Origin of the sequence: Candidatus Methanoperedens sp. (assembly GCA_027460535.1) — an archaeon.
Taxonomy (GTDB): Archaea; Halobacteriota; Methanosarcinia; order Methanosarcinales; family Methanoperedenaceae; genus Methanoperedens.
This window is the reverse complement of the sequence record JAPZAR010000006.1, coordinates 17,193-40,925: the sequence shown is the minus strand read 5'-3', so window position 1 is coordinate 40,925 and position 23,733 is coordinate 17,193. Positions and strand designations below refer to the sequence as shown.

The 23,733-nt window shown below is 42.3% G+C and carries 30 protein-coding genes; 16 read left to right on the top strand and 14 right to left on the bottom strand.

What is annotated here, in order from left to right:
• Positions 1-23: 23 nt before the first annotated feature.
• Positions 24-854, bottom strand: coding sequence for a hypothetical protein (locus O8C65_01240; GenBank protein MCZ7355532.1), 831 nt, complete (start codon positions 852-854; stop codon positions 24-26).
• A gap of 190 nt (positions 855-1,044) precedes the next feature.
• On the opposite strand from O8C65_01240, the gene O8C65_01235 reads away from it, so the two are divergent.
• The 3 genes from O8C65_01235 (at position 1,045) to O8C65_01225 (ending at position 3,022) form a co-directional block, all read left to right on the top strand.
• Positions 1,045-1,404 (top strand): RNA repair domain-containing protein, encoded by a 360-nt coding sequence (locus O8C65_01235; GenBank protein MCZ7355531.1) that lies wholly within the window; start codon positions 1,045-1,047, stop codon positions 1,402-1,404.
• Between the two features lie 159 nt (positions 1,405-1,563).
• The gene (locus tag O8C65_01230) at positions 1,564-1,821 is read left to right on the top strand and encodes a hypothetical protein (protein MCZ7355530.1); all 258 of its coding nucleotides are present in this window, start codon (positions 1,564-1,566) and stop codon (positions 1,819-1,821) included.
• Between the two features lie 118 nt (positions 1,822-1,939).
• Complete coding sequence (locus O8C65_01225; GenBank protein ID MCZ7355529.1) at positions 1,940-3,022, top strand: TIGR04084 family radical SAM/SPASM domain-containing protein; 1,083 nt, start codon at positions 1,940-1,942, stop codon at positions 3,020-3,022.
• A gap of 51 nt (positions 3,023-3,073) precedes the next feature.
• Here O8C65_01225 and O8C65_01220 read toward each other — a convergent pair whose 3' ends face one another.
• Genes O8C65_01220 through O8C65_01210 form a run of 3 tightly spaced genes read right to left on the bottom strand, consistent with a single transcriptional unit; the run spans position 3,074 to position 4,184 of the window.
• The gene (locus tag O8C65_01220) at positions 3,074-3,733 is read right to left on the bottom strand and encodes a translation initiation factor IF-6 (GenBank protein MCZ7355528.1); all 660 of its coding nucleotides are present in this window, start codon (positions 3,731-3,733) and stop codon (positions 3,074-3,076) included.
• A 23-nt stretch (positions 3,734-3,756) separates the two neighbouring features.
• Complete coding sequence (locus O8C65_01215; protein ID MCZ7355527.1) at positions 3,757-4,020, bottom strand: 50S ribosomal protein L31e; 264 nt, start codon at positions 4,018-4,020, stop codon at positions 3,757-3,759.
• Positions 4,021-4,031: 11 nt separating this feature from the next.
• Entirely contained in the window at positions 4,032-4,184 is a 153-nt protein-coding gene (locus O8C65_01210) for a 50S ribosomal protein L39e (protein MCZ7355526.1), read from the bottom strand.
• 170 nt (positions 4,185-4,354) lie between these two features.
• On the opposite strand from O8C65_01210, the gene O8C65_01205 reads away from it, so the two are divergent.
• On the top strand, positions 4,355-4,543 hold the full coding sequence (locus O8C65_01205) for a hypothetical protein (GenBank protein MCZ7355525.1): 189 nt from the start codon (positions 4,355-4,357) through the stop codon (positions 4,541-4,543).
• A gap of 65 nt (positions 4,544-4,608) precedes the next feature.
• On the opposite strand, the gene O8C65_01200 is transcribed toward O8C65_01205, so the two are convergent.
• The 4 genes from O8C65_01200 to O8C65_01185 are packed head-to-tail and all read right to left on the bottom strand — an operon-like array spanning position 4,609 to position 7,962.
• Positions 4,609-5,271 (bottom strand): NAD-binding protein, encoded by a 663-nt coding sequence (locus O8C65_01200; GenBank protein ID MCZ7355524.1) that lies wholly within the window; start codon positions 5,269-5,271, stop codon positions 4,609-4,611.
• A gap of 4 nt (positions 5,272-5,275) precedes the next feature.
• Positions 5,276-6,274, bottom strand: a complete 999-nt coding sequence (locus O8C65_01195; GenBank protein ID MCZ7355523.1) for a potassium channel protein — start codon at positions 6,272-6,274, stop codon at positions 5,276-5,278.
• Between the two features lie 50 nt (positions 6,275-6,324).
• Positions 6,325-7,680 carry a PFL family protein gene (locus tag O8C65_01190; protein MCZ7355522.1) on the bottom strand — a complete coding sequence of 452 codons (1,356 nt, stop codon included), beginning with the start codon at positions 7,678-7,680 and terminating at the stop codon, positions 6,325-6,327.
• Positions 7,681-7,683: 3 nt separating this feature from the next.
• On the bottom strand, positions 7,684-7,962 hold the full coding sequence (locus O8C65_01185; GenBank protein ID MCZ7355521.1) for an ACT domain-containing protein: 279 nt from the start codon (positions 7,960-7,962) through the stop codon (positions 7,684-7,686).
• A 225-nt stretch (positions 7,963-8,187) separates the two neighbouring features.
• Here O8C65_01185 and O8C65_01180 point away from each other — a divergent pair, with 225 nt between their 5' ends.
• The 3 genes from O8C65_01180 to O8C65_01170 all read left to right on the top strand — a co-directional run bounded on the left by O8C65_01180 (position 8,188) and on the right by O8C65_01170 (position 10,779).
• The gene (locus O8C65_01180) at positions 8,188-8,787 is read left to right on the top strand and encodes a hypothetical protein (protein MCZ7355520.1); all 600 of its coding nucleotides are present in this window, start codon (positions 8,188-8,190) and stop codon (positions 8,785-8,787) included.
• A gap of 85 nt (positions 8,788-8,872) precedes the next feature.
• Complete coding sequence (locus tag O8C65_01175) at positions 8,873-10,048, top strand: hypothetical protein (protein ID MCZ7355519.1); 1,176 nt, start codon at positions 8,873-8,875, stop codon at positions 10,046-10,048.
• 38 nt (positions 10,049-10,086) lie between these two features.
• Positions 10,087-10,779 carry a CPBP family intramembrane metalloprotease gene (locus O8C65_01170; GenBank protein MCZ7355518.1) on the top strand — a complete coding sequence of 231 codons (693 nt, stop codon included), beginning with the start codon at positions 10,087-10,089 and terminating at the stop codon, positions 10,777-10,779.
• 11 nt (positions 10,780-10,790) lie between these two features.
• Here the strand turns inward: O8C65_01170 and O8C65_01165 are convergent, their stop codons facing one another.
• Complete coding sequence (locus O8C65_01165) at positions 10,791-11,132, bottom strand: hypothetical protein (GenBank protein MCZ7355517.1); 342 nt, start codon at positions 11,130-11,132, stop codon at positions 10,791-10,793.
• 589 nt (positions 11,133-11,721) lie between these two features.
• On the opposite strand from O8C65_01165, the gene O8C65_01160 reads away from it, so the two are divergent.
• The 7 genes from O8C65_01160 (at position 11,722) to O8C65_01130 (ending at position 17,575) form a co-directional block, all read left to right on the top strand.
• Entirely contained in the window at positions 11,722-12,537 is an 816-nt protein-coding gene (locus O8C65_01160; protein ID MCZ7355516.1) for a hypothetical protein, read from the top strand.
• A 143-nt stretch (positions 12,538-12,680) separates the two neighbouring features.
• A complete protein-coding gene (gene cfbD, locus O8C65_01155; GenBank protein ID MCZ7355515.1) occupies positions 12,681-13,799 on the top strand; it encodes a Ni-sirohydrochlorin a,c-diamide reductive cyclase catalytic subunit in 1,119 nt (372 codons plus the stop codon).
• Between the two features lie 70 nt (positions 13,800-13,869).
• Positions 13,870-14,328: a GxxExxY protein gene (locus O8C65_01150; GenBank protein MCZ7355514.1), complete on the top strand. Its 459-nt coding sequence runs from the start codon at positions 13,870-13,872 to the stop codon at positions 14,326-14,328.
• 338 nt (positions 14,329-14,666) lie between these two features.
• Positions 14,667-15,458: a Ni-sirohydrochlorin a,c-diamide reductive cyclase ATP-dependent reductase subunit gene (gene cfbC, locus O8C65_01145; protein MCZ7355513.1), complete on the top strand. Its 792-nt coding sequence runs from the start codon at positions 14,667-14,669 to the stop codon at positions 15,456-15,458.
• A gap of 21 nt (positions 15,459-15,479) precedes the next feature.
• Positions 15,480-16,919, top strand: coding sequence for a Ni-sirohydrochlorin a,c-diamide synthase (gene cfbB / locus O8C65_01140; protein MCZ7355512.1), 1,440 nt, complete (start codon positions 15,480-15,482; stop codon positions 16,917-16,919).
• Between the two features lie 19 nt (positions 16,920-16,938).
• Positions 16,939-17,277, top strand: coding sequence for a twin-arginine translocase TatA/TatE family subunit (locus tag O8C65_01135; protein ID MCZ7355511.1), 339 nt, complete (start codon positions 16,939-16,941; stop codon positions 17,275-17,277).
• Between the two features lies 1 nt (position 17,278).
• On the top strand, positions 17,279-17,575 hold the full coding sequence (locus O8C65_01130) for a twin-arginine translocase TatA/TatE family subunit (protein MCZ7355510.1): 297 nt from the start codon (positions 17,279-17,281) through the stop codon (positions 17,573-17,575).
• 76 nt (positions 17,576-17,651) lie between these two features.
• Here the strand turns inward: O8C65_01130 and O8C65_01125 are convergent, their stop codons facing one another.
• The 4 genes from O8C65_01125 to O8C65_01110 all read right to left on the bottom strand — a co-directional run bounded on the left by O8C65_01125 (position 17,652) and on the right by O8C65_01110 (position 20,648).
• On the bottom strand, positions 17,652-18,062 hold the full coding sequence (locus O8C65_01125) for a DUF1699 family protein (protein MCZ7355509.1): 411 nt from the start codon (positions 18,060-18,062) through the stop codon (positions 17,652-17,654).
• A gap of 205 nt (positions 18,063-18,267) precedes the next feature.
• Positions 18,268-19,047 carry a nickel pincer cofactor biosynthesis protein LarB gene (gene larB / locus O8C65_01120; GenBank protein ID MCZ7355508.1) on the bottom strand — a complete coding sequence of 260 codons (780 nt, stop codon included), beginning with the start codon at positions 19,045-19,047 and terminating at the stop codon, positions 18,268-18,270.
• A gap of 215 nt (positions 19,048-19,262) precedes the next feature.
• Positions 19,263-20,402, bottom strand: coding sequence for a cell division protein FtsZ (gene ftsZ, locus O8C65_01115; protein ID MCZ7355507.1), 1,140 nt, complete (start codon positions 20,400-20,402; stop codon positions 19,263-19,265).
• Positions 20,403-20,420: 18 nt separating this feature from the next.
• Positions 20,421-20,648, bottom strand: a complete 228-nt coding sequence (locus O8C65_01110) for a ribbon-helix-helix domain-containing protein (GenBank protein ID MCZ7355506.1) — start codon at positions 20,646-20,648, stop codon at positions 20,421-20,423.
• Between the two features lie 354 nt (positions 20,649-21,002).
• Between O8C65_01110 and O8C65_01105 the strand changes: the two genes are divergently transcribed.
• Positions 21,003-21,419: a DUF22 domain-containing protein gene (locus O8C65_01105; protein MCZ7355505.1), complete on the top strand. Its 417-nt coding sequence runs from the start codon at positions 21,003-21,005 to the stop codon at positions 21,417-21,419.
• Between the two features lie 5 nt (positions 21,420-21,424).
• Complete coding sequence (locus O8C65_01100; GenBank protein ID MCZ7355504.1) at positions 21,425-21,928, top strand: hypothetical protein; 504 nt, start codon at positions 21,425-21,427, stop codon at positions 21,926-21,928.
• 457 nt (positions 21,929-22,385) lie between these two features.
• Here O8C65_01100 and O8C65_01095 read toward each other — a convergent pair whose 3' ends face one another.
• Positions 22,386-23,639, bottom strand: a complete 1,254-nt coding sequence (locus tag O8C65_01095; GenBank protein ID MCZ7355503.1) for a patatin-like phospholipase family protein — start codon at positions 23,637-23,639, stop codon at positions 22,386-22,388.
• Between the last annotated feature and the right edge of the window lie 94 nt (positions 23,640-23,733).

The window sequence follows — 23,733 nt, the reverse complement described above, 5'->3', positions numbered from 1 at the left end:
AGAGCGACTAACATTCAGGTCTCCTATGCGTTTACCTCCACATAGCCGCCTTTGTTGATCATTATTACAAGCGGGGTCACGAACATGTGGAATAGCTTGCTGAAGGGCAGATAAGCAACACAGAACAGCAAGGTGAACACTTCATGGAAAAGCACAGTCGGGTTGTTGAAAAATGCAGGGACAGCCACCCCGTACTGACTTACAAGCATACGCCCTGCCACATGATAAACATCTATCCTGAGATAGAAGGCAAGGAAGCCAGAAATTATAACAATAGCCAATCCTGTTATGGATATCCAGTCAACGCTGGTGAACCTTGCTGGCGGGACATCCGCGAAAGCAAGTCTTCTCACTATAGCTATTATTATCCCAATAGTAAGCATTGCCGCAAAAATAAGGTTCGGTAATTTAAGCGCCTGGAATGTATTGATGAAAAATTCCGGTTTACCAGTAGGTTCATTCAAGATGAACGGTCCATAAAATTCAGCTGCTGCAGCGGTCGCAGTAAGGATGAACAATCCAAAATATCCCCAGAAAATAAGTATGTGCATCAGCCACTCGGTCTTTCTCCGCCTCCATGTCCTTCGCTGGAATAAACCATCCAGGATTATTATTCCAAGCGCCGGTCCAATCCCTTTTTCGAATATTTTGTGGACTATCATTTTGAGCGTGCCCCATGCACCAAGGGGTTTTGTGGCTCCTTCCGGGATGCCTTGTCCCCATTTTGCTAATTGCAGGTATATTCCCACAAGGAATATGATTATAGAGATAATCGATACTGAAACCATTATCCTGTAATCTACAAAGAGCGTATCAAATACTTCCTTACCAAATATCGGCAAACCTTCTGTCATTTTATCCTCCTACTTTTGCCTGATCGGCTTTCGTTCTCCTAAGAATCACTTTTATATTAAGCTTTCGTTATGATGAACTGAAATAAGAGCCTTTAACAGTTTCCGATAATGGCGGTCTGTGCTATTACGGTTACCAATTTGCGTTAGAACCCGAACATCCTTATGAATACCTGCAGCAAGACTGTATCGTATGTTCAAATCAAAACATCCAAGGCCCATACTCAATGAGATCAAATGGAGATTTGACCTGAACAAATGTAAAGTCTATTATATCCACAGGGGAGCACCTGAGGATACAAAAATCGTTGATGGTGGTACTATCAAGAAAATAGATAGAGCATTCCTTATCCTTGAGGGCAAAGAGCAAGATGTGTATATTCCATATCACAGGATTTTCAGGATTGATTTCGAAGGCAGACCTGTCTATATGCATAAAAAACCTTCGGGAGATCCTGCAAATATCAGTCACCGGGGAATAGATGACCGCTATGAGGATAATTTAAAATTGAAGTTGGCGGCTTTTATGGAATTTCATTATGAAGATAGATAATGGGTATCAAATCTTCTAAGTTGGAAGAGAAGAAAACAAAAAATCCATTTAAGAATTCATATCCAACAAACTTGATTTTCATCCAAAGATGCCGAAAAGGATAACAGTATTAAATAGTATAAAAGTTCTTATTAAATGCAAGCGATTAAAGTGTGAATTATGGCAGAAACTTTAGTAAGCAATGCCCTGACCTTTATTTACTCCATAGGGCACTGGATGGGTGAAAAGATAGTGAGCCTGATACAGTCGATTTCCGGAGTCACAATTCCCACTAATATGGTCGATGCCATAGGAATACTCGTGATTCTGACCATCTTCCTTGGAATAGCGGAAGTGGCAAAGAAAGCGGTCTGGATCGTAGTGGCTGTGGGATGGGTACTGATCGTAGTCAAAATCCTGATGCTTATGATTGGGTAACACTAACGCCATCTTTTCATTATCTCGAAATTTTTTTATAAAACACAGTATAAATAATTAATATATGCGTATTATTTAAATATGTTAACTCGCTATTCCCACCAAGGATGACATCTTCATGCATTATCATATTATCCTGACAAAGAACTGCAATCTGAACTGCAATTATTGCGGAGGCGGGAGCGACGAAGAACCGAAGGAGATACAGTATTCTATTTCAGACCTCAAAAAATTCATATCCCTTGATAAAGTCCCAGTTATTGAGTTTTATGGCGGTGAACCGCTGCTTCGCATCGAGATGATGAAAAAGATAATGGATGCAATACCCGCGAGGTATGTTATCCAGACGAATGGCTTGCTTCTTGATGGGGTAGAGCCGCAGTATCTGGAGAAAATCCATTCGATACTGATATCGATCGACGGGACAAGGGAAGTGACGGATGGGAACAGGGGCGATGGTGTTTACGACCGTGTAATGTATAATGCAAGGATCATAAGGCAAAAAGGATTCCGGGGCGACATCGTTGCCAGGATGACAGTGCCGCAGGGTACGGATATCTATGAAAACGTGCTGCACCTTGCGCAATTGAAAGCATTCTACCATATCCACTGGCAGCTCGGGTTTGAAATGTTCTGGGAAAGTGGAGAAGAGGGGGATAATGGACCCGGGGAATGGATACGATCATATAATGCTGGCATCTCCCTGCTTGTAGATTGGTGGGTAAAAGAAATGAGAAATACCCATCAAGTTCATGGGATCGTTCCCTTCATAGGAATCATGAATTCAATGCTCAGCAGTGCCCCATCAACCCTTCGATGTGGTTCAGGTATTGATTTTTTTACGATAATGCCAGACGGAAGGATTTCGGCCTGCCCGGTCTCCATTGATTTTGATTTTTCGATAATAGGATCGATATTTAATGGGACTCCGGTCTCCCTTTGCAATAAAGTACTCGTTGGCGAACCCTGCGTATCGTGCGAAATATTCATGATCTGCGGAGGAAGGTGCCTTTTTGTTAACCGTGCCCAGGATATGCTCCGGAAAAATGGATATGAACTTATCTGCTCGACCGTGAAACATCTCGTGAGGGAACTTGATGCTGTTCTTCCCATAGTTCGGGATTTGGTCAAAAATGGAATAGTAGAAACGAAGGATTTCGATTACCCCGGGCTTAATAACGGGTGTGAGATCATCCCATGACCTTTCCTGAACACACTTGAAATCTACTTATTGCAAACGATAAAGCATTCTTTATTCAAACCCCAGCGTATCCTCTATTCGACTGATCTCTGGACCCGTCGTATCCTCCCCGGCCACATAGCCCTTGCTGTTTGCAAGAAGACCCGAACCCACAAGTGGCGAGCCAAAGTTGACCGTGCCTATGTCAACCGGGAGGTCGAAAAGCTTCTCAAGCATACCGATCTCGGCTGGGGTGACTTTTGGATGGACAAGAACCCCTTTGTTCGTGGCTATGCCTGCCATGCCAACAGTCTTCAGGCCCCCGATAGTGCCCCTCTGGACATCAACGCCCAATGTCCTTTTGATCACCCCTACAGCTTTATCAGAAATATCTGGATGCACCAGCGCCGATGTATCATTGGCAAGAATGAGGTTTCCCGCAGCATTCAATTCCCCGGATAAACGCGCAGCTTTCGTATGTTTCCTGATAGCCCGTATTTCCCTTTCAAGAATGAAACCCGCTGCTATCACGCCATTTGAATTACCGCGCATCAGCGAACCTATGATAGCGCTCCCACCCACCAGAGTGCTTATTGCCTTCACACCAAGGGATTTTTCCAGTTCTTCTGCTGTTTCAGGAGGGATCTCTTTTGGGATAAAAACAAATTCCTCTGTGCAGGTCGCGAACACACCCAGCACAGGGGTACCTGAAATATTAAGTCTGCGCTCCAAATCTGCCCTTTATTACAAAAAAGTTATTCCTGGACGAGTTCTGCCTGAACTCCGCCTGCCTCGAATTTGACCGCTCTCACGCGGATCTTTAATGGCGGTTTCATGGAGCCTCTCTCCCAGAGCTTCTCGTTGATAGTTTTATCGATCTTTACTTCTTTCAGGTCGGTCTTAAGGTGCTTTGCAAGATATGCCCTCACCTTTCTGGCCGCGCTCTCTGCTCTCTTCCAGCGCGGAACTTTCCTTGCATCCGTAAGCGGGATTGTATATATCCTTTCAATGTCTGCCATATCATATCACCTTAAACATCCAGCGTGCTGCGTCTCCAATGGCGTCTCTTTGGATGGGTCATTACGTTCCGTTTGGTCTTCACAATAACCCATGCCGGGACACGCTGGTTCTGGTTCTGTGCTTTTGCCAGTCGTTTCTTCTTACCTTTTGTCTTTTGGGTCATAAAATCCACCGAATAATCTTGAACGGGATTATCCTTAACGTACCCTTCTATTGATAAAGCTTTTGGAAAGAAATATTCTTTACGGGGCATGCTGCCGGCTTTAAATAGAGGCTTGAGAAAAGATTTTTTGAGCAATGTTTATATACAAATGGGTTTAAATATTAAAACCAATGAAAAAGCTAGAGGTGCTTTTTGTTTTTATCGGGTTTGCGATCGTTCTTGCAAGTCTCACGATTCCTCTTTGGTGGGATCGTGCGCAGCCTTACATCTTTGGGCTTCCCGGATATATCCATGACGTAATGTCCAACCTAGATAACATGATCCGACATCTATTGATCGAAATACAAAAAAATATCTAATATAAAACAGGATTGTGAAGATCAGGAATATTCGCGATCCCTGATGATAAGGCTCAAACCTGAATTTATGAACCCTTAACGTACTCTTCCTTGAATTTTTCGATCTGTGAATTGTTCCCGATAATCGCCAGCGTCATTCCTTCCTTAATGACTATCGAAGGGTCTATGTCGGTCGTGGTCTTCTCGTTCTCTTCGATGCCTATTATTGTGCAACCTATCCTCGAGCGGATACATGCATCCTGGATCCGTGCCCCTGCCAACGGGGAATCTCTCGTCACATGATATCGTTCTATTTCCAGCCCTTCGAACATCATTATTGTCTCCTCGATCTCATGCCCGAGGATAATGCGCGCTAGCATCTGCGCGGCTACGATAGAGAGGGATGCTACATAATCTGCCCCTGCCCTGTAAATCTTGTCAATGGACTTTGTGGAATTAGCCCTGGCGATGATGATGCAATGAGGATTCAGGGTTCTGGCAATGAGCGTTGTGAAAATGATATCCGTGTCGTCATTCAGGACTATTATAACTGACGTTGCCCTTTTCAGGTCAGCTCTCTTGAGAACATCCTCATCGATCGCGTCTCCGACAACGTATCTAAATCCTTTATCCTTGAATTTAGCTTCATTCTTATCCACGACCACAAAACTCACATGGGCATTTTCCAGAACCTTGGCAATGCTCATTCCCACGTCGCCGTACCCGATGAGAATAAAATGTTTGTCCAATGTATCACCTTGTCATCTTTTTCAATACTTCAAGCTGTTTCTCGGCACCCACAGCGAGCAGTATGGAATTCTCTTTGATCATATCTTCCGGCTGGGGATTCAATGATAATATGCCGCCGGTCCAGATCCCGACGACATTTGCTCCCGTCCGGGCACGTATCTGTGCATCTTTCAATTTTTTCCCGATGAGAATGCTTCGGGGATAGATAGGAAGTTCAACAATGCTCAGGTCTTCAAAAAACCGGGTAGCCCCGGAAAGATGATCGGTAAGGGGGTCGATAGCTTTTCTTCCTATGTATATGCCAAATAGATTTTTTGGGGATATCACCCGGTCGGCTCCCGCATATTTCAGATATCCTGCCCGTGCCCTGTTCTCAACAAGAGATATTACTTTGATATTGCACAACCCCTTGGCCGTCAAAATTATGCTGGCATTTTTTTCATCGTTCTGATTGGCTATCAGCATCCTTGCAGAAAAGATATTGGAATTCAATAACACATCCTCGTCTGCTGCATCCCCATGAACGCATAGTATCTTTCTGGAAATTAATTGAACGATGTTTCTTTCATTTTCATCGATGACCGCAAAGGGGATCTTATACTCCTCAAGTTCTGAAATAAGAGTTTCAACGAGCTGATTATAGCAGCATATTATTATGTGGTCTTTCAGATCAATCGGGACTTTCGAAGGTAACTCTTTCCTGAACATCCTTTCAAGCCCTGGGGTTACTACCAGAGGGAAAAGAAGGGCAAAGATCATGATCACGCCTGAAATAATGACAATTATTGTAAAGAGATGCCCGATAACAGTAGTAAAATAAATCTCACCAAAACCCGTTGTCGTCATGGTACCAATTATCCAATAAATGGCGGTTGCAAATCCCCAATCCTTGTTCTCGTATGTATGCATAAGATACAGGAAAGCAAGGCTATAGAATAGCACAAGAAATGCAAAAATGGAAACATATACTATGATGGATTTACTTATTCGAAATTTAAACATCCTTACTATTATTGTATTGATGACCTAATAATATTACTGGGAGAACAAACTTAATTTCTCATGCTTGTTATCGGACTCGGCATCCTCCCCCCGCGCAGTATAAAATCCCGGGAGCTGAATTTGCTTATGTCCATAACATACGTCTCGCCGAGCAACCCTCCCCAATTCACATAATCCCCCGCTTTCTTGCCGGGGACAGGGATCAGTCTTACGCCTGTGGTTTTCCCATTCACAATCCCTATAGACAGTTCGTCCGCGATAATAGCCGATATCGTCTCCGCGGAGGTATCCCCCGGGATCGCGATCATATCCAGACCCACAGAACATACGGCCGTAAGAGCTTCAAGCTTTTCGATGGAAAGTGCGCCCGATTTTACCGCGGCATTCATGCCTGAATCCTCGCTCACCGGGATAAAAGTGCCGCTAAGGCCGCCCACATTCCCGGAAGCCATGGCACCTCCCTTCTTTACCGCATCGATGAGAAGAGCCAGGGCCGCTGTGCTGCCCGGTGCTCCCATCTTCTCTATACCCATAAGTTCCACAATCCCCGCCACCGAATCCCCCACTTTCGTGGTTGAGGCGAGCGAAATATCCACTATCCCAAAAGGCACGTCCATATTTGAGGCAAGTTCCCTGCCTATCAATTCACCTGCCCTCGTTATCTTGAAAGCCGTACGTTTGATAGCCTCAGAAAGCTCCGTAAGATCACATTCTTTGTTCTTTTCAACAACGCTCCTCACCACACCAGGTCCGCTAATACCGATGTTCAATGAGAAATCCGGTTCCCCAACCCCGTGAAAAGCTCCTGCCATGAAGGGATTATCCTCGGGAGCATTTGAAAAAACTGCAAATTTCGTGCATCCGATGCCGTTTTCTGTCCTGTCTGCAATATCCTTCAGAATGGTTCCGATCCGTATCACAGCATCCATGTTCATTCCAGCAACCGTAGAGGCAACATTTAGAAAAGCACACACCCGTTCCGTGGTCGAGAGCACCTCGGGAAGCGAATCCATAAGCCGTACGTCAGCCCGTGTCATCCCTTTCTGAACTAGCGCCCCGTATCCCCCAATGAAGTCTATACCGGCGTCTTTAGCCGCCCTGTCCAGCGTCTTTGCGATTTCAATCGATGAATCGCCAGCACATGCCTCTACTATCAGGGAAACGGGGGTCACAGAGATCCTCTTATTGATAATCGGAATGCCATATTTATCCTCGAGTTTCTCGGCTTCGCTTACGAGATTTTCCCCGTAATCTGTGACCTTATCATGAACATTTGATTTAAAGATCTCAAGGTCCGAATGAATACAATCTTTCAGGTTTATGCCAAGCGTAACAGTCCTGATATCAAAATTATGGTAAAGGGTCATGCGGACTGTTTCCATGACCTCATCGAGTGAATACTCCATACCTTACACCCGGTGCATTGCTTTGAAGATATTCTCGTGCTGGACCTGGATAGAAAGGTCCATTTGAGTCTCTATCACCGCAAGTTCTTTTTTCAATTCTCCGATCGTAATACTGGAATCCGACATATCGGCAAGCATTGTCATCACAAAGTAACCCCCCATTATTTTCTGGTTCAAATCCTCGATATTGATATTATGCCTGAAAACAGCGTTTGAAATACGGGCGATTATTCCTTTCTGGTCTTTGCCAATTACAGTTATGAATACAAGATTTTTTGTCATTTGGTTTCATTTTATATCACGATGAGAGTTTAAATCTTGCTATAATAGTTCATTCGATGAATTTCCCAAAGGATATGCCCCTGGAATATTGAATTGATGTATTCTTATATAAATTCTATTTTCTCGAATATTTCTATAGGCACTGTTTTCTTGATAGAATTTTTTCATAATTATCATAATGATAATGAGTAAGCTATATATATTTTAAAAGACAAGACTACTGAAGTGTCTCATTTTAGTAAGAGCAGAAGGGAAGAAATCCAAGGTGATGGTATCGGCAGGAGAGATAGAGGCAGCGAAGATACAGAGACAAGCAATACAATATTCATAAACAATGCACGGTTTCTGAAGACAGATAGTTCAAGATATAACGCCTGGCAGACGGCAAGCGTTATCCCTGTCTCATCTTGGGATATTGGCATCCTTTCTACTGGATATTCCGCATTAGCGGTATCATACCGGGCCAAAACCCGGTCTGGTGCTGCAAAGGTCATGGTGCCGTCCAATTATGTGCAGCCTTCAAATGAGGTTTTTTTTACTAACACTAACAACAATGCCTGCGCAAACGGAAATGCTATTTTCAATGATTTTGCAAAGATAACCAAAAATATTCGAATACTCGGGCTTATGGCTATAATAAGTTATATGACTGTGATCCTTTTCACATGGATATACGCGAATATCAATGGTTATGTATATTTTTCGGCCGGTGAGCCGATTCTGAGTATAAAATACCCGGAATGGTTACTAGGATTCGTAGGAATTCTTGTGGCTATCGATTGCCTGCGTAAAGAATTAAATGACTTAATATATCTCAATAAATAAGATCTTCATTCATTGCATTTTGAATCAGGAATTGGAATCAAAACCACTACTTAATATATACACCATTGAAGAATTAATACAAAAAATGAAAGTTGAACCCAAAGACGGCATAAAATCATCGGGAGTAACGCTTTTAGACAATGTACTGGGAGGAGGCATCCCAGCCGGTTCAATGGTTTGCTGCCTTATAAATCCGAAATCCATGGCCGAGGTCTTGATACATCAGCTGGCATCGGTCGGGAAAGTCCTGTATTTTACAACGGAGCGAAAGCCAGAGCACATAATCCAGGGATCAAAAAAATTGGGTTTTGATACGAAGAACATTTCCTTTGTTGACATATACAGTAAATTTAACTACGAACAAAAAGAGAACCTGCCACCCACTGTCAAAAAAAATCTATACGAATTATCTTATAATAGCGCAAAGAAAGACGCAAATATCTTCACCGAGAGCGTCAAACTGCCAAAAGATACGCTCTGGAAGTTCGAGTTCTGGACAAAAGAAAAAGCAGCAGAAATCCTTGGAGATCTATCAAACAAGGTATTTACCAAATTGATGAAAACAAATGAGCAGAGCAGCTTTCGGTTCTCAGAGATCGACCCGAAGAACAAGAAGTTCACAATAGAATTTAACAATTGCCCTGAATGCAATGAGCTTTCCGGGTTTAAAGAAAGTATATGCTACTATCACGCCGGGCTGTTTGCCGGTCTCCTCACGTCACTCCTTAATTCAGAGATGAGCGCTTATGAAATCCAGTGTCATGCTGCCGGGAATGCAAACTGTACGTTCATAGTGGGACCGAGCAGCGACAAGGATATCCAGGATAATATGAACAGGTATTTTAATCCCGCATCGATGAGAAAGGATGATGAAATATCCCTTTTCACCGAACACTCGCTAAAGCAAATCCAGGCCAGCGAGGACAATAGGATTATAATAGATAATTTCTCATTTTACATAGATCTCATAAACGACCGTGATAGAACATGGCGTCTCCTGAATAAGATCTATGAGATCACATCAAGCACTAACAGTATATGCTACCTGTATATTTTCAATAATACCCATGGGAAAGAAATTGAGAACATGATCGCAAATAAATGTGATGTTGTATTCGACCTGGATGTAACAATTAACGGAGACGATATAACAAATCTACTGATCATATCGAAAATACGGGGAATGATACCTCCAACGAAAAGGATGAAAGTCAATATAAAGGATCGCATCACGCTGGATACGTCACAAGAAGTGGTATGAGACCTTTAATAAAAAGCCTTTCAATGTATTGCCTTATAATGGGATTGTTGGTTTTTAACCTGGTTGCAGTATCTAATCCCGTTTCCATATATATCATATATGTAATAATTATTTTAGCTGTTATTTATTTAAATAGCAATATCTCATGGAGAGGAAATGTTGCTTCCGGATTATTAATAGGGACCTCCTTGATTGGAATAGTGTTTGGAATCGAAATTCTTGCTGATTGGGTCAAAATTGAAGGATTTGATCTAAATCTTTATCTACTTTCTTCGTATTTTATTCTCCAGATAATCGTTGCCCTGGGGGAAGAAATCTCCTTTAGAGGTTATATGCTTCCGAACATTATCTCCGAAACCGGGACCCGGGCAGGTATTTTCCTTTCTTCTTTAATGTTTTCCACCATTCACATACCTTCCATAATTTACTATGGCCTGGATACGTCAAGGGGAATCGTGGCATTTTCCGTTATTGGGTTACTCGGAGCTATCGCTGCGATAATCTATTTAAAATATGGACTCATGTCTGCAGTAGGGTTTCATTTCGCATGGAACTTCCTGCAATATAATATCTTTACCCTTTCAGATATACATATTGGATTAATAAAATCAAGATACATAGAGCCCAGCATACTCACTGGAGGCAATTATGGGCCTGAGGCCGGGATACTGGGTTTAATCGTGGTGTTTTTTGCTTTCGGTTTACTAATTAATAAAGTCCCGAAATCATGAAAATATGAAATTCATGACGCAGGCCCGTCTATAAGATTACCCAGTTCAATGAAAATCAGGACAATAGCAGCGTATATAAATATTACTAAACCCGGCTCCGAAGGCATTGCACCATTAAGCACCCTTATGTTAAAATATGTCCCTATCAATCCCCCCGCAATTATGGCGAGCAGGGTCCCATTTACAGTCCAGTAAATTCTGCCCTTATGCCGCCACTGGTAAATATGGATCGCAAAAAGCATAATGGCGGTGACCCACAGCTTGGCCAGAACCATGTACTCCAAACCAAATGTTATGAACATATCCCTTAAAACAGGATTGGCTTCAGCATATGGACCTCGAACAGTCATCATATGGGCTCCACTGACACTATCCCCTATGCCAAAACTAACAAACGCCAAGATATACAATAGGGTCTGAAGGTTTATCTTGATTGCTATTAATTTCATTAGTGCTTTAAATAGCATCGTTCAGTCTCAAAAGCAAGTTTTGATCGTAAATAACACTGCGATTATTTATATACATCGGAATGATAAATATTCTGTTGAAAAGCTGAATCCCACCCCAACCTGCCCTTAAAACCCTCCTGGTTAATGATAAGATTATAGTGCCACCAATAAATACTATCTTACTATTAGAGTGACACCGTATAAGAACCCGGATATAATGCATTTTAATATATCAAAAAGTATAAATACTAATGAAATACTAATGTTAATAAATTAAAGGTCCGTGCATAAACCAATGCTTGTTTTTATCATGCGGATGCAACTTCTTAATGCCGTTAGTTTTTTATGGAATGCAATCTATAATTAGATCCAATGCTAAAACCTCCCTTTTGCTGCACTGTCCAACTTCACGATTTCTCAAATTTCATATCTTTAATGAGTATCTGTATTATTGCTGATATGAAAAATCGACCTGATGATAAAAGAGTTTGGCATGAATCCTAAATTATTTTTGAAAATATCAATTCCCGTCAGCTTCGGGATTTCTGTCATCGCCCTGCTCTTGCCGAGGAATATAGCCGGTATATACACGATTAATATTATGCTTATATCTCTTTTAATTGCTTTCTTGTTATCTCTTAAAGTAGCATTCAGCTATGAACGGGAACTTAAAAAAGTATTCTTCTACCTTGCTTTTTTCATATTGTTTCTATTTTTCGCGAACCTGGATCAGTTCTGGAGCTTACTGTACAGCATATTTGGCCCGCTCCCGTATATTTCCCTGGCCGTAGCCGGAATAGCCTATGTTCTTCTAATCAGGTCGTGTATAAATATATTGAAGATAACAGATTTCACAAGCATACACAAAAAGGAGTGGATATTTATAATTTTTATGTTCATCCTTGGAAATTTCATAATCTTTTATTTCCTTTTGAATTACAGGATCGAGTTCAATGTGGAAGTATTGACGAAGATATTGTTTAGAATCATAGATAATGCAATAGTCATTATGCTTCTGCCGATCCTTTTTCTTTACAGACAGCAATCCAGTATGGAAAACAAAGAAAGCATCACATTCACTATAGTACTTATAGGAATAATCATCAGCACAATAGGAGATTATGTCTTGGAGATCCTTTCAAAAATATCCTATCAGGAATTAAGCAGTGGATTTCACACTGGAACATTACTTGATTCAATTTACATTTTGAGCTATCTTTTGATCGCACTCGGGCTATATGCTCACCTCAACTATTATAGATGGACAATGAAAAAGATCGATCTGGACAGGCTTGACCTGACCATCTAATACCTATCCATTAAGCGCTTTCTTGAAGATAGTATTAATTCCTATCCGAAAGCTAAAGTGGTAGAAAGTATTATCACAATAAGTGTCTATAAGCTAAAACCACGATTTTCATTGGTCCTATTGGACTGATTTGGAGAAAAAAGATGCCAGTAAGAGAGAAAGAACCCCTGATAATGCATCCGCGCCCCAGCTCGATCGTTGCCGCATTATACACCTTGAGAGACCTTGATACCGATGTTGTTATCCTGCATGGCCCTCCCGGATGCAGTTTCAAGCATGCACGCCTGCTTGAGGAGGATGGCATGAGGGTTGTCACAACATCGCTCGATGAATCTGGGTTCGTATTCGGCGGGCACGATGCACTTGTTGAAGTGCTTCAAAAGGTCATCAAACGGTTCAATCCAAAACGTATTGGCATCGTGGGAACGTGCGCGAGCATGATCATAGGTGAGGAATTACATGAAGCCGTGACGGAAGTCCAGCCAGATGTTCCAGTCATTGAAGTCGAAGTCCATGCGGGCTACAGGGACAATACAAAAGGAGTCATCATCGCGCTTGAATCAGCCCTTGCCTCTGGAATAATAAGCGAAGCGGAATTCGAAAGGCAAAAATTACTCCTGAAGGAAGCAACCAATGTCGAAAAGCGCCATGGAGCCGCAAGCCAGGAGTATCTGGAACCCAGCAGGGGGGATTTGAAATTTAAAGTTGCGGGAAGATTGCTTGAGCTTATAAAACAGGGTAAGAACGGACTCAACATCCTCAACGCGAAGAAAGAGACCGCGTTCATGTTCGCTGACATCAATCTCGCTGTCACTCAGGTAGCAAAGAAATTCGGTTCAAACTCAAGTATCATAAATATGGCAAACCTTGATGAGAACCTGGGGCTTCCCAAGAACAGAAGAAATGCACGCGAAATCAGAGAAGAATTAACGCAGAAAGGCTTTGAAATCCACCACATAATAGGAGGACTGGACGAGTACCCCATAGCGGGGGATACAGCCAGCCGGATAATAGGTGAAAAATACTCCGATTTCGATTTTGCGGTAATAACTGGTGTGCCGCATGCGCTTCCCATGGAAAACATAAAGAACATGGAGTTATTCTCCATCACCAACGGACCGCGGCAGGTTGTGCCTTTAAAAGAGATGGGGCATAAGCACGTGGTGGTGGAAGTCGACCTGCATCCAAAGACGCTGGGTGTGAACCACATCGTGGAGTCAGAATTCGGCGCCACGCTTCGGGAGATGGCGAAAAGTGATTGAAAGAAGATTTCATATTTGGGCAAAAATCAATCAAATCAAGTGCCATCATGTTTCATAAAAGGAGAACAAAATGCTCCATGCTGAAATAACCGACAAAATTATAAGTGCATTTTACAAAGTCTATAACACGTTGGGTTATGGCTTTTTGGAAAAAGTTTATGAAAATGCCATTAACATTGAGATAAAGAATATGGGGTTATGCACTTCACAACAGAGAAGTATAAAAGTTTACTACGAAAATCAGGAAGTTGGTAATTATTTTGCGGATATTGTTGTAAATGACCAGATCATCATAGAAATCAAAGCTGCTGAGAGTTTAAGGGATGAGCATAAAGCTCAGTTGATCAATTATCTAAAAGCAACAGATAAAGAAGTTGGAATGTTGTTGAATTTTGGTAAAAAAGCAGAATTCAAAAGAACAATATTTACGAATGATAGAAAAATCTGGAACATAGATAAAAAAATCTGTGAAAATCCGTCAAATCCGTGTCATCCGTGTTCCATTGAGGTGCGTGGGGTCGATGAATAGAACACGGATTGCACGGATAACACAGATTAACACGGATTTATCATCATGTATCTGCGTTTATCTGCGTTCATCTGCGGTTAATATTATAAATGAAAGCATTTTATTTAGCTATAAAATAATTAGTCTTCTAAAATCTGTTCGCATAACATTAATAGAATTGCATTTCAATAAGATAAGAATATTGAAAAATATTTGAAAGAAAAAAGTAAGAATACAGACGGACGGAAAATAATAATTGGAGAAAAGGTCGACCAATCAATAATACCTGATGAAATTGATGATGAACTAAAAAGAATTATCGAACGAATTTCAACTGAATTAAATATAGGATAAACAGAATGCCTAAGCAAATTGCCATCTATGGAAAAGGAGGCATCGGAAAGTCAAGTACAGCATCAAATGTGGCTGCGGCCTGTGCTGACGATGGGTACCGCGTAACCATAATCGGATGTGACCCGAAAAGCGACTCTTCCATTACATTATTGCGCGGAGAGCGCATCCCCACGATCATGGACCTGATGAGGCAGGGCGAGGAAATCACCGAAAAGGACATCGTATTCAACGGGTATAAAGGTGTAAAGTGTATAGAGATTGGCGGACCGGAACCCGGGATAGGGTGTGCAGGGAGAGGCATAATCGTGGCAATAGCATTACTTCGGAAAATCTCAAAAGCCATCGAGGATACGGACCTTGTGATATATGACGTGCCGGGTGATATCGTGTGCGGGGGTTTTGTAGCTCCTGTCAAGAAAGGTCTGGTGAACGAGGCATACGTTCTGACCTCAGGCGAATACATGCCGCTGTATGCTGCCAATAATATCTGCAAAGGGCTTTCACGTCTCGAAATGACTCTTAATGGAGTGATCTGCAACTCCCGGGGGGCGCCTAATGAAGAAAATATAGTCAGCGAGTTCGCAAAGGAAATAGGAAGCAGCTTGCTTGCATTTATCCCAAAGGATGTTCTTGTACAAACATGCGAGAGAGAAGGTTTTTCAGTTATTGAAAAAGCGCCCGATTCCAATATAGCAGGCGTTTACAGGAAACTTGCGCGCAGTATAATGGCGAAAAGAGATGGGAAAATCCCTGTGCCGCTGGATGATAAAAGATTAAGACAACTTACGAGAATTTAACTCAGCTTTACATCATAAAATATGACCGATGCAATAGATATTCCCCGTATCCTCATAGCAGGAGATCGCTCTTCAGCCGGGAAAACCACAATTTCTACAGGCATAATGTCAGTACTTCGCGATATGGGATACACAGTGCAGCCGTTCAAGGTCGGATTGGATTTTATTGATCCCAGCTATCATACCGAAGTAACAGGCAGGTATTCCCGCAACATTGATGGATATCTGATGACGGAGGAAGCGGTATGCGAGGTATTTTCCCATGCTGTGGAAGGCGCGGATATTGCGGTTATTGAGGGCGTGCGAGGCCTTTTTGAAGGTCTTGAAGCCACAAGCGATACAGGGAGTACTGCCCAGATCGCCAAAATATTAGAATGCCCCGTCATTCTGGTCATTAATGCCAGAAGCATTACACGGAGCACAGCAGCCCTTGTCTCCGGATACAAATCATTTGATCCGAACGTGAACATTGTAGGCGTGATCCTGAACAATATCGGAAGTGATCGACATGGAGAAAAAGCCAGGACTGCTATTGAATATTACACCGGTACACCGGTCATAGGTGTAATTCCAAGAAACGACTCCATGAGGATCTCGATGCGACATCTCGGGCTGATTCCTGCAATGGAGGGAAGGCGAAGACTTGCTGATTTTGATGAGAATCTTGGTCGGATCAAGGCGATCATTAAAGAGGGCATCGATATCAACAGGCTGATATCCCTTGCAGGCTCCGTACAACCTCTAAAGAAGCCTGCGGAGAATATTTTCAAATCATATTCCACTGAAAACAATATAAGGATCGGGGTGGCATTGGACGAAGCTTTCAATTTCTATTACCGTGATAATCTCGAATTGCTTGAGCTTGCAGGTGCCGAACTTGTTTATTTCAGCCCTGTGAACGACCGTTCTATCCCCGAGGTCGACGGCATTTATATCGGCGGCGGCTATCCAGAACTCTTCGCCAGGGAACTTGAGGACAATACCCCTATGCGCGAAGCCATCAAACAGTTTTCATCCGATGGCATGCCTTTATATGCCGAATGTGGTGGCCTCATGTATTTGACGCACGAGATTCAAACCGGAGTCTCTGGTGCCGGCAATTATCATATGGCTGAAATGGAGGAAGGAACCTTTGCGATGGTCGGTGCGATCCCGGGAAGGACATTGATGGGGCACAAAAGGGTTGTGAGCTACAATGTCGGCAGCTTTGTAAAGAATAATGTTATAGGAAAAGCGGGCGCCTCTTTTATCGGGCATGAATTCCATCATTCCGAGATAGTTGATCTTCCTGAAGATACAGATTTTGCTATCAGACTTGAGCGTGGAACAGGGATAAAGGGGGATCTCGATGGCATACTTGTGAAGAACACGCTTGCTGCGTACGCACATCTGCATGCTGCTTCATACACGAAGTTTGCGAGAACGTTTGTGGATTTTTGTGTACAAAGATTTAAGTATTGAAGCAATAAAGAATAGATTCATGATAGGAACATCAGAGTTGATATTGATTTTGATCGTTGCATTGTTCTTATTCGGGCCAAACAAACTCCCGGAATTGGCACGCTCTCTTGGTAAAGCCGCCGGGGAATTCAAGAAGGCCCAGATGGAAACCGAACATGAACTTAAACGATTGGATTCGTCAATTAATGACAGAGATACAAAGATCCATAATCTTGCGATAGAAATGGGTCTGGATGCACAGAATAAGACAGCTGAACAGTTGATAGAAGAAATACGCGCAAAAATCAGGTCTAACGAAGGATTAAAATCAAATGAAAATCTGAAATCCGTCGAAGGATCAAAACCCTCAGGTATATAATATGGCTATAGGAACACCCGAAATATTGTTGATCGTTCTTGTCATAATAATCCTTTTTGGAGCTAACAAGATCCCCGAACTTGCAAGATCGCTTGGCAAGGCCACAGGCGAGTTCAAAAAAGCACAACATGAGTCAGAGCTTGAACTCAAGGATATAGAGAAATCAAGTAAAGATGAGAAGTCGCCTAAGATAAGACAGATGGCAAAAGATCTCGGTATAGCTACTGAAGGAAAGAGCGACGAACAGTTGCTTGATGAGATAAAGAAAAAGATGCCAACTGTAAAATCCAATACCTGAAAATAGTTCCGAATAATGCTTGGTTTTATTCAAGCACCCCAATTAAAAATATTAAAAATAGATCACAAAAAAGTGTCTATTTCTTTTTGGATTTTTCTTTCAACAGGAATTTCAATAAATCCTTGCTGAGCCGGGTCTCTCTTCCCAGCCTGTCGAGAACAGCAGATTCGGACAAGCCTTCACCTTTCAGTTCTTGCATCCTGTCAAAGACCTCTGGTTTGATCTCGGAATATTCGTTAATATCCTTCCTATGCCCCCAGACATCCCCTTCCAGCAATGAAATGCCCTGCATATCAAGGAACATCTTGGTGGAATGCGATATCGTTTTTATATAAGAACTCGGTATATGTATTGCTTTCACATTAGGACAGGATTGAACTAATGCAAAAATGTCTTTGTTTGATGGCCTGAAAGCCAGGTGAATGATCTTCTCGCCCTCTCCCAGAGAATTAATCTCCTCTTTTGAACTCACAACTCTTATTCTCATATTTTCTTACCTCTCATAACTTTTTTAACAACATATTACTCTCTCACATAGTATAAAAATTTATTCAATTGGCAAAAATGTATTTGATACACCCCATAAATTTTATTTCAAAAAGCGTAATTTGGAATAAGTTTATCAGCCAGGATTTCAACTTTTTTGAAGTTTATTTTTTGGATATGATTTCCAAAAGACATTCTAATGCAATCTATTCCATTTGTTTTCTATACCGCACAGCCTGATTTGCAATCCTTGCCGCGAACGCTCCAGCCACAAAACCCGCGTCGATATTCACCACAGTCAGAACGGAACAGGATTGAAGCATCGAAAGAAGCGCAGCCTCTCCTTTTCCCCCTGCGCCGTATCCGGTCGACACAGGAACCCCGATAACAGGGATATCCACAAGCCCGGATACAATTGTGGGAAGGGTGCCCTCGCGTCCTGCGGCAACAACGATAGCATCCACACCGGCTTCAATAAGCTTAGTCAATTCGGGAAAAAGCCTGTGGATTCCCGCTACCCCGACATCGTATATTGTGGTGACAGAACAACCCATCTCTTCTGCTATCACCCTAGCTTCCTCTGCCACAGGTATATCCGCAGTACCCGCAGAAATAACACCCACTTTCCCTCCGGTCTTAATGGCTGGGCGGCCCAGGACTGCCATTCTTGCCCTTTCTTCGCATCTGATCTCAACACCCAATTCATTTGCCAGCGACCCCAGGGCTGTATAATTCTCATCGCATACCCTTGTAATAATCACCCTACCTTCATTTTTTAAAAGGATACGCGCAATATTGACGACTTCTTCGCCGGTTTTGCAGTCTGCAATAATGGCTTCAGGGATACCTGTCCTTTTTGCGCGGTGGACATCGATCTTTGCGATATTTGAAAGATGCTCTAAACCAGTTATCCTGAGCTGCCTTTCCGCCTCTTCAATACTCATCTCGTTATTTTTCAATTTTTTTAGAGTATCGTATAAATCCATGAACTAAAATATGCCTGCATATAGAATATTCTTATCGATTAGAAAAATAAAAAAGAAAACTGGCAATTTCTTGCCAGGTTTATATCGGCGCTTTCACCAATTTCTTATGGTAATACCCGCAGGCCACTCCACACTCGCACGCACGCATCTCTTCCCATGCCTGGTTAATGATGCGTGTGACACAACCTATCTTAGAGTGCTTGCATTTCATATTTTCACATTATTTGATCAATTATCGAACCTTTTGTTGCCCTGCCAGCTGGAACTCTTATTCTTTCCTCAACTGCCGGGGAACTGTTCCTTGAAGCATTTCTCTGCTCGCTCGGTCCCATTATTTGCGCTGACTTTATACCGGTCATTATTGCCATGCAGCGGACTTTGCTCTCGTAATCCTTCCTTACCCTTGCACCCCAGATCACGTTTGCATGGGAGTCAAGTTCATAGGTTAATGAGGAAGCGATCTGCTCTGCCTCGTGGAGAGACATGTCAGGTCCGCCTGTGATATGTAGCAGGCACCCTGTTGCACCCGTTGTATCCACGTCAAGCAGCGGATGATTCAATGCCGCTCTTACGACCTCGTTCGCCTTATCCTGGCCCTTTGCTTCTCCGACAAGCATTACCGCAAGGCCTCCGCCCTTCATTATGGCCCTGACATCAGCGTAGTCAAGGTTGATCAATGAAGGCTGGGTTATTGTTTCGGCTATACCCTTAACGGTCTCCGATATCAACTGGTCCATTACCGAAAATGCCTGGTCGATCGGGAGATTTGGAACATAGTCAAGCAGTCTGTTATTGTCAAGTACGATAACGGTGTCCGCACAGTTCCTCAGGTCATCAAGCCCTTCTTCCGCTTTGACCATTCTTGCACGCTCGACCCTGAACGGGCTTGTAACCATTCCGATCACGATCGCGCCCTGGTCTTTTGCGATCTGGGCAACAACCGGTGCTACGCCTGTTCCTGTTCCGCCACCCATGCCTGCTGTAACGAATACAAGGTTCGCGTTCTTGAGAACTTCCTCAAGTGTTCCCCTTGCAAGCTCGGCCGCTCTCTTTCCGATCTCCGGGAATCCGCCTGCTCCAAGCCCCCTTGTTATCGACTTGCCTATCAGGATCTTCTTATCTGCCTGGGTGATATCAAGGTGGATCTTGTCGGTATTTATGGCGATCGTATCTGCGCCGGCAATGCCTATGTTGTAAAGGCGATTTACGGTATTATTGCCACCGCCGCCGCATCCGACCACGACGATCTTCGGGGTCCCGAAATCGTCAACATCTTCAGCAGCGCCTGTTGCTGCTCTTTTCAACTGTTGTTCTTTTTCTGCCATTTTTAAGGCATCTTGTACAAATGATTCCATATTCATCCCCTCAGTATTTTATTGCTTTTCTTCTTTCAAACGCAGAAAACTATCTGCATATTTTGTTTGATCTTGCGTTTTCTCTAACAACTTCATCCTGCCAACCAATTTTTCGCTTCTCAGATCGATGAGATCCCTTATAGCCGTCCTGATTGCTTCGCTTGCGGACGGAAATTCTCCAACCTCTACTAACATGTCGATCATTTTTAATTGCTGTTCCGGGAGCCTTAGTGTGACTCTTTGCATTTTGGTATCTCCCCTTTGGAAGGAGGCTAATGGCATACGTGCGCCATTTGTGCGACATTAGTATGCCAATTGTCAGACGTAAGTCTGACACAAAAGTATATAAAACTATCGATTAAATAAAAATATTTATGAAAATATGCTAATTGAAAATTGAGCTTAGGAGGCATGCCTTTTAAATAATTTAAAGCTCGGTGTCAGCAATAGATTTAAATTTAATCTCTATTATATATTGCATCCGCCGGCTTTAAATGTCTAAGATTATATTAATAATTTAAATCACGATTGATTATTATAATTATTAAACATGATAAAATTTAAGTAGTATAAGGAATATATAGTCTATGGTGAGCCTTTATGAGCGAAATAGTAAATGTAGTTTCCCGTGAGAACGGGAAAGTATCTCGGAAAAAAGTCAAAGCATCGCCTTATGAATTTACCATAGCCACAAGGGCAAAATGGGAGATGGTAATCGCGGACGAGGACGTAACCATCGGAGCGGGGAAATTGGAGCGTGTAAAGGTAAAGGATATCAAAGTCCAGAAGGACATGCTTGCGATGCCCTGTGCGTTCAGCCATCATCCAATTGTTTCAGTCGTAAAGGTAGGGGCTAAAGGTGGTCCTGCGCCTGTTGAAACAGACCGAATCATTAATACCGCCTATGTGCTCGGTCAGGAATCTGGCGAGATCAAGAAGGGGGACCTCCTTTCAGTGCTGAACCTTTATCCAATAATGTTCACACGAGAGGCGACCAAACCTGTGCAAGTCGGGTGAGAAGGATGGAAACCTGCAAGATATGCAAGGGAGAGCAGGACTCCAGACTCTACAAGGGATACAATATATGCACCGAATGCTCCGACCTCATGGAAGATCTGATGAGTGAGTATTTCCTGAGAACCATGAGAGAGGGCTCGAATACAAAGACGGGGTATATGAAATATCTGGAGAGCGGGAAACAGTATGTGAGCGACTACCAGAAAATAAGACAGCATAGCAAACGCCACATCAAACATATGGAAGAGCATGTGCTCGATGAGATGAAGAAAGGTGCAGAGGGTGGAAAACAGAGGTACCTTGAGAGGCTCCTCCAGGCCATCAACTGGCTTGAGCGTTGCCCCGAGTTCTATAACTACTATTTCAAAGAATACTACGTCTGTCCTAGCTGTGGCGCATCCATATTTGAAAACTACGATAAACAGGATGTGGGCGACTGGCTCATGATAACATGCGGGAAATGCGATACAGTGATTAAGAAGTATTTCTTGCCCAAGTTCGTGAGTTAGTCCCTTATTTTTTCATTTTTGCAGATTGCCGCAATCGATGTGTTATGCCGGTTTATTTTCTGACCAGTTTCTTTTGGTTTAATTAAAATATAATCCTGCCCTTACAATATGGATTTAGCTATGAATGAAGAATATAATCTATGCAACTTCCTCAGTATTGGGAGGCCCCATTTAAATAACAGCCGCGCGGAACCCATATTTTTCTTAGAGTCGGAGGCTTTCTTCTAAAGCGTGGGTATCAAACGGATTTATGATAAAAGGCGCACCTTCTCGGATCAGAGTACCAGTGATCGGGTCAACTTTGACCTGAGTAGTATCTGGTACCTGTTTGACACACGCGACCACTAACGTTTACTGCACCTCCTGATATCTGAGCAAGCACTAAGCTGCTAATTTTTCAAATTTCTGCGATTCGGAAGCAGGATATTTCGGAACTACAATGAAATTGTACTCAAGATCATTGAACCACAAGGTTGCGTAATCGTTCCATATGGCGCTTGGCTGGCTGTCTCAAAAATTCCTCGGCCTGTTTTTCACCGTAGCTCTTCATTTCTTCTATGAATTCCGGACGGCGATCAAGCTTTGTTTCGAGATCCAGTTCGCGAAGCATCTTGATAAATCTCACCTGAATAGGTTTATATTTTGCTTTGGTTCCTTCAAAATATCCTTTATCTATCCATTCATTGACTTTTTCTATAAAGAATAATTCCTGATACAATGAAATATTTCCGGCAAGCTCATTTCGCCTATGGCCGATAGCTTCTATCGACTCTGGCAATTTCTTATTCATTCTTGGATTGATCTGTATCACCCATATCTCGTCAGGTTTTTCATCAATACCAGAAATAAAATCTCTTACGGGAGGATTCTGGGAAAACAAGCCGTCCCAATACTCACTTTTTTTGACTATGTTCATCTCTTCATTTTGCATCTTCACGATAAACTCATACGTTTTATTTTTATCGATTTTTAAATATACAATGGTTTTTTTATCGTTAAGTTCCCATAAAAGAGATTTTGTTCCTTTATAAACTTTTACGATATTACCATTATCGGTTTTTTCAATTTTTGCATTTTCAGTCCATTCAATATTGAAATCTTGTTTTAGAAATTCCATGAGCTTTTCATCATCAGCGCCTGGAATTTTATTCCAGTCAAATAGATATTTATCAACTGGCACAGCCCGTAAGAAAGTTGGTATTGCCGCTGAAGCTAAAATTACATCAGAAGTAATCCTGCTATTCTTGAAAACATTGAAATCACCAGAAAGAACATCAACCGCTCCAACAAGCAATTCAGGTTGAGGATCAGTAAATGTCTTAATTTTTTCAAATTCTACATTTTTTTCAAGAAGGGATCTCATATACTCCTGCGCAAATGGGGGATACAGATATGGGCTGATCTGAGGTATTGCATAACCTTCATTTTGCATGCGAGATGTCCCGACGAACCATTCGTTTAAGAGCATATCTCCAAATGTATTGGCAGAAATATCTTTCCAGAAGGAATCCAGCAATTTGGCCGCTTTATCATTACCACCTGTTAATAAACCATACCAGGTCAGCAGAGCACAGATAGCACCACCTGATGTACCGCTAAGAGCTACAATGTCGTACATTTTTTTGTTTTCTTTTAGAATTCTTTTCAGCACGCCAGCTGTAAAAGCCGTATGGCTTCCACCGCCCTGGCATGCGATGGCAATTTTTTTCATATTAATTAAACCCCCTGATGAGATTGTATATTGGCACTATATATTAATTTATCCATATTGATTGTTGTTGAGAATGGAGATACGCAACCGATTT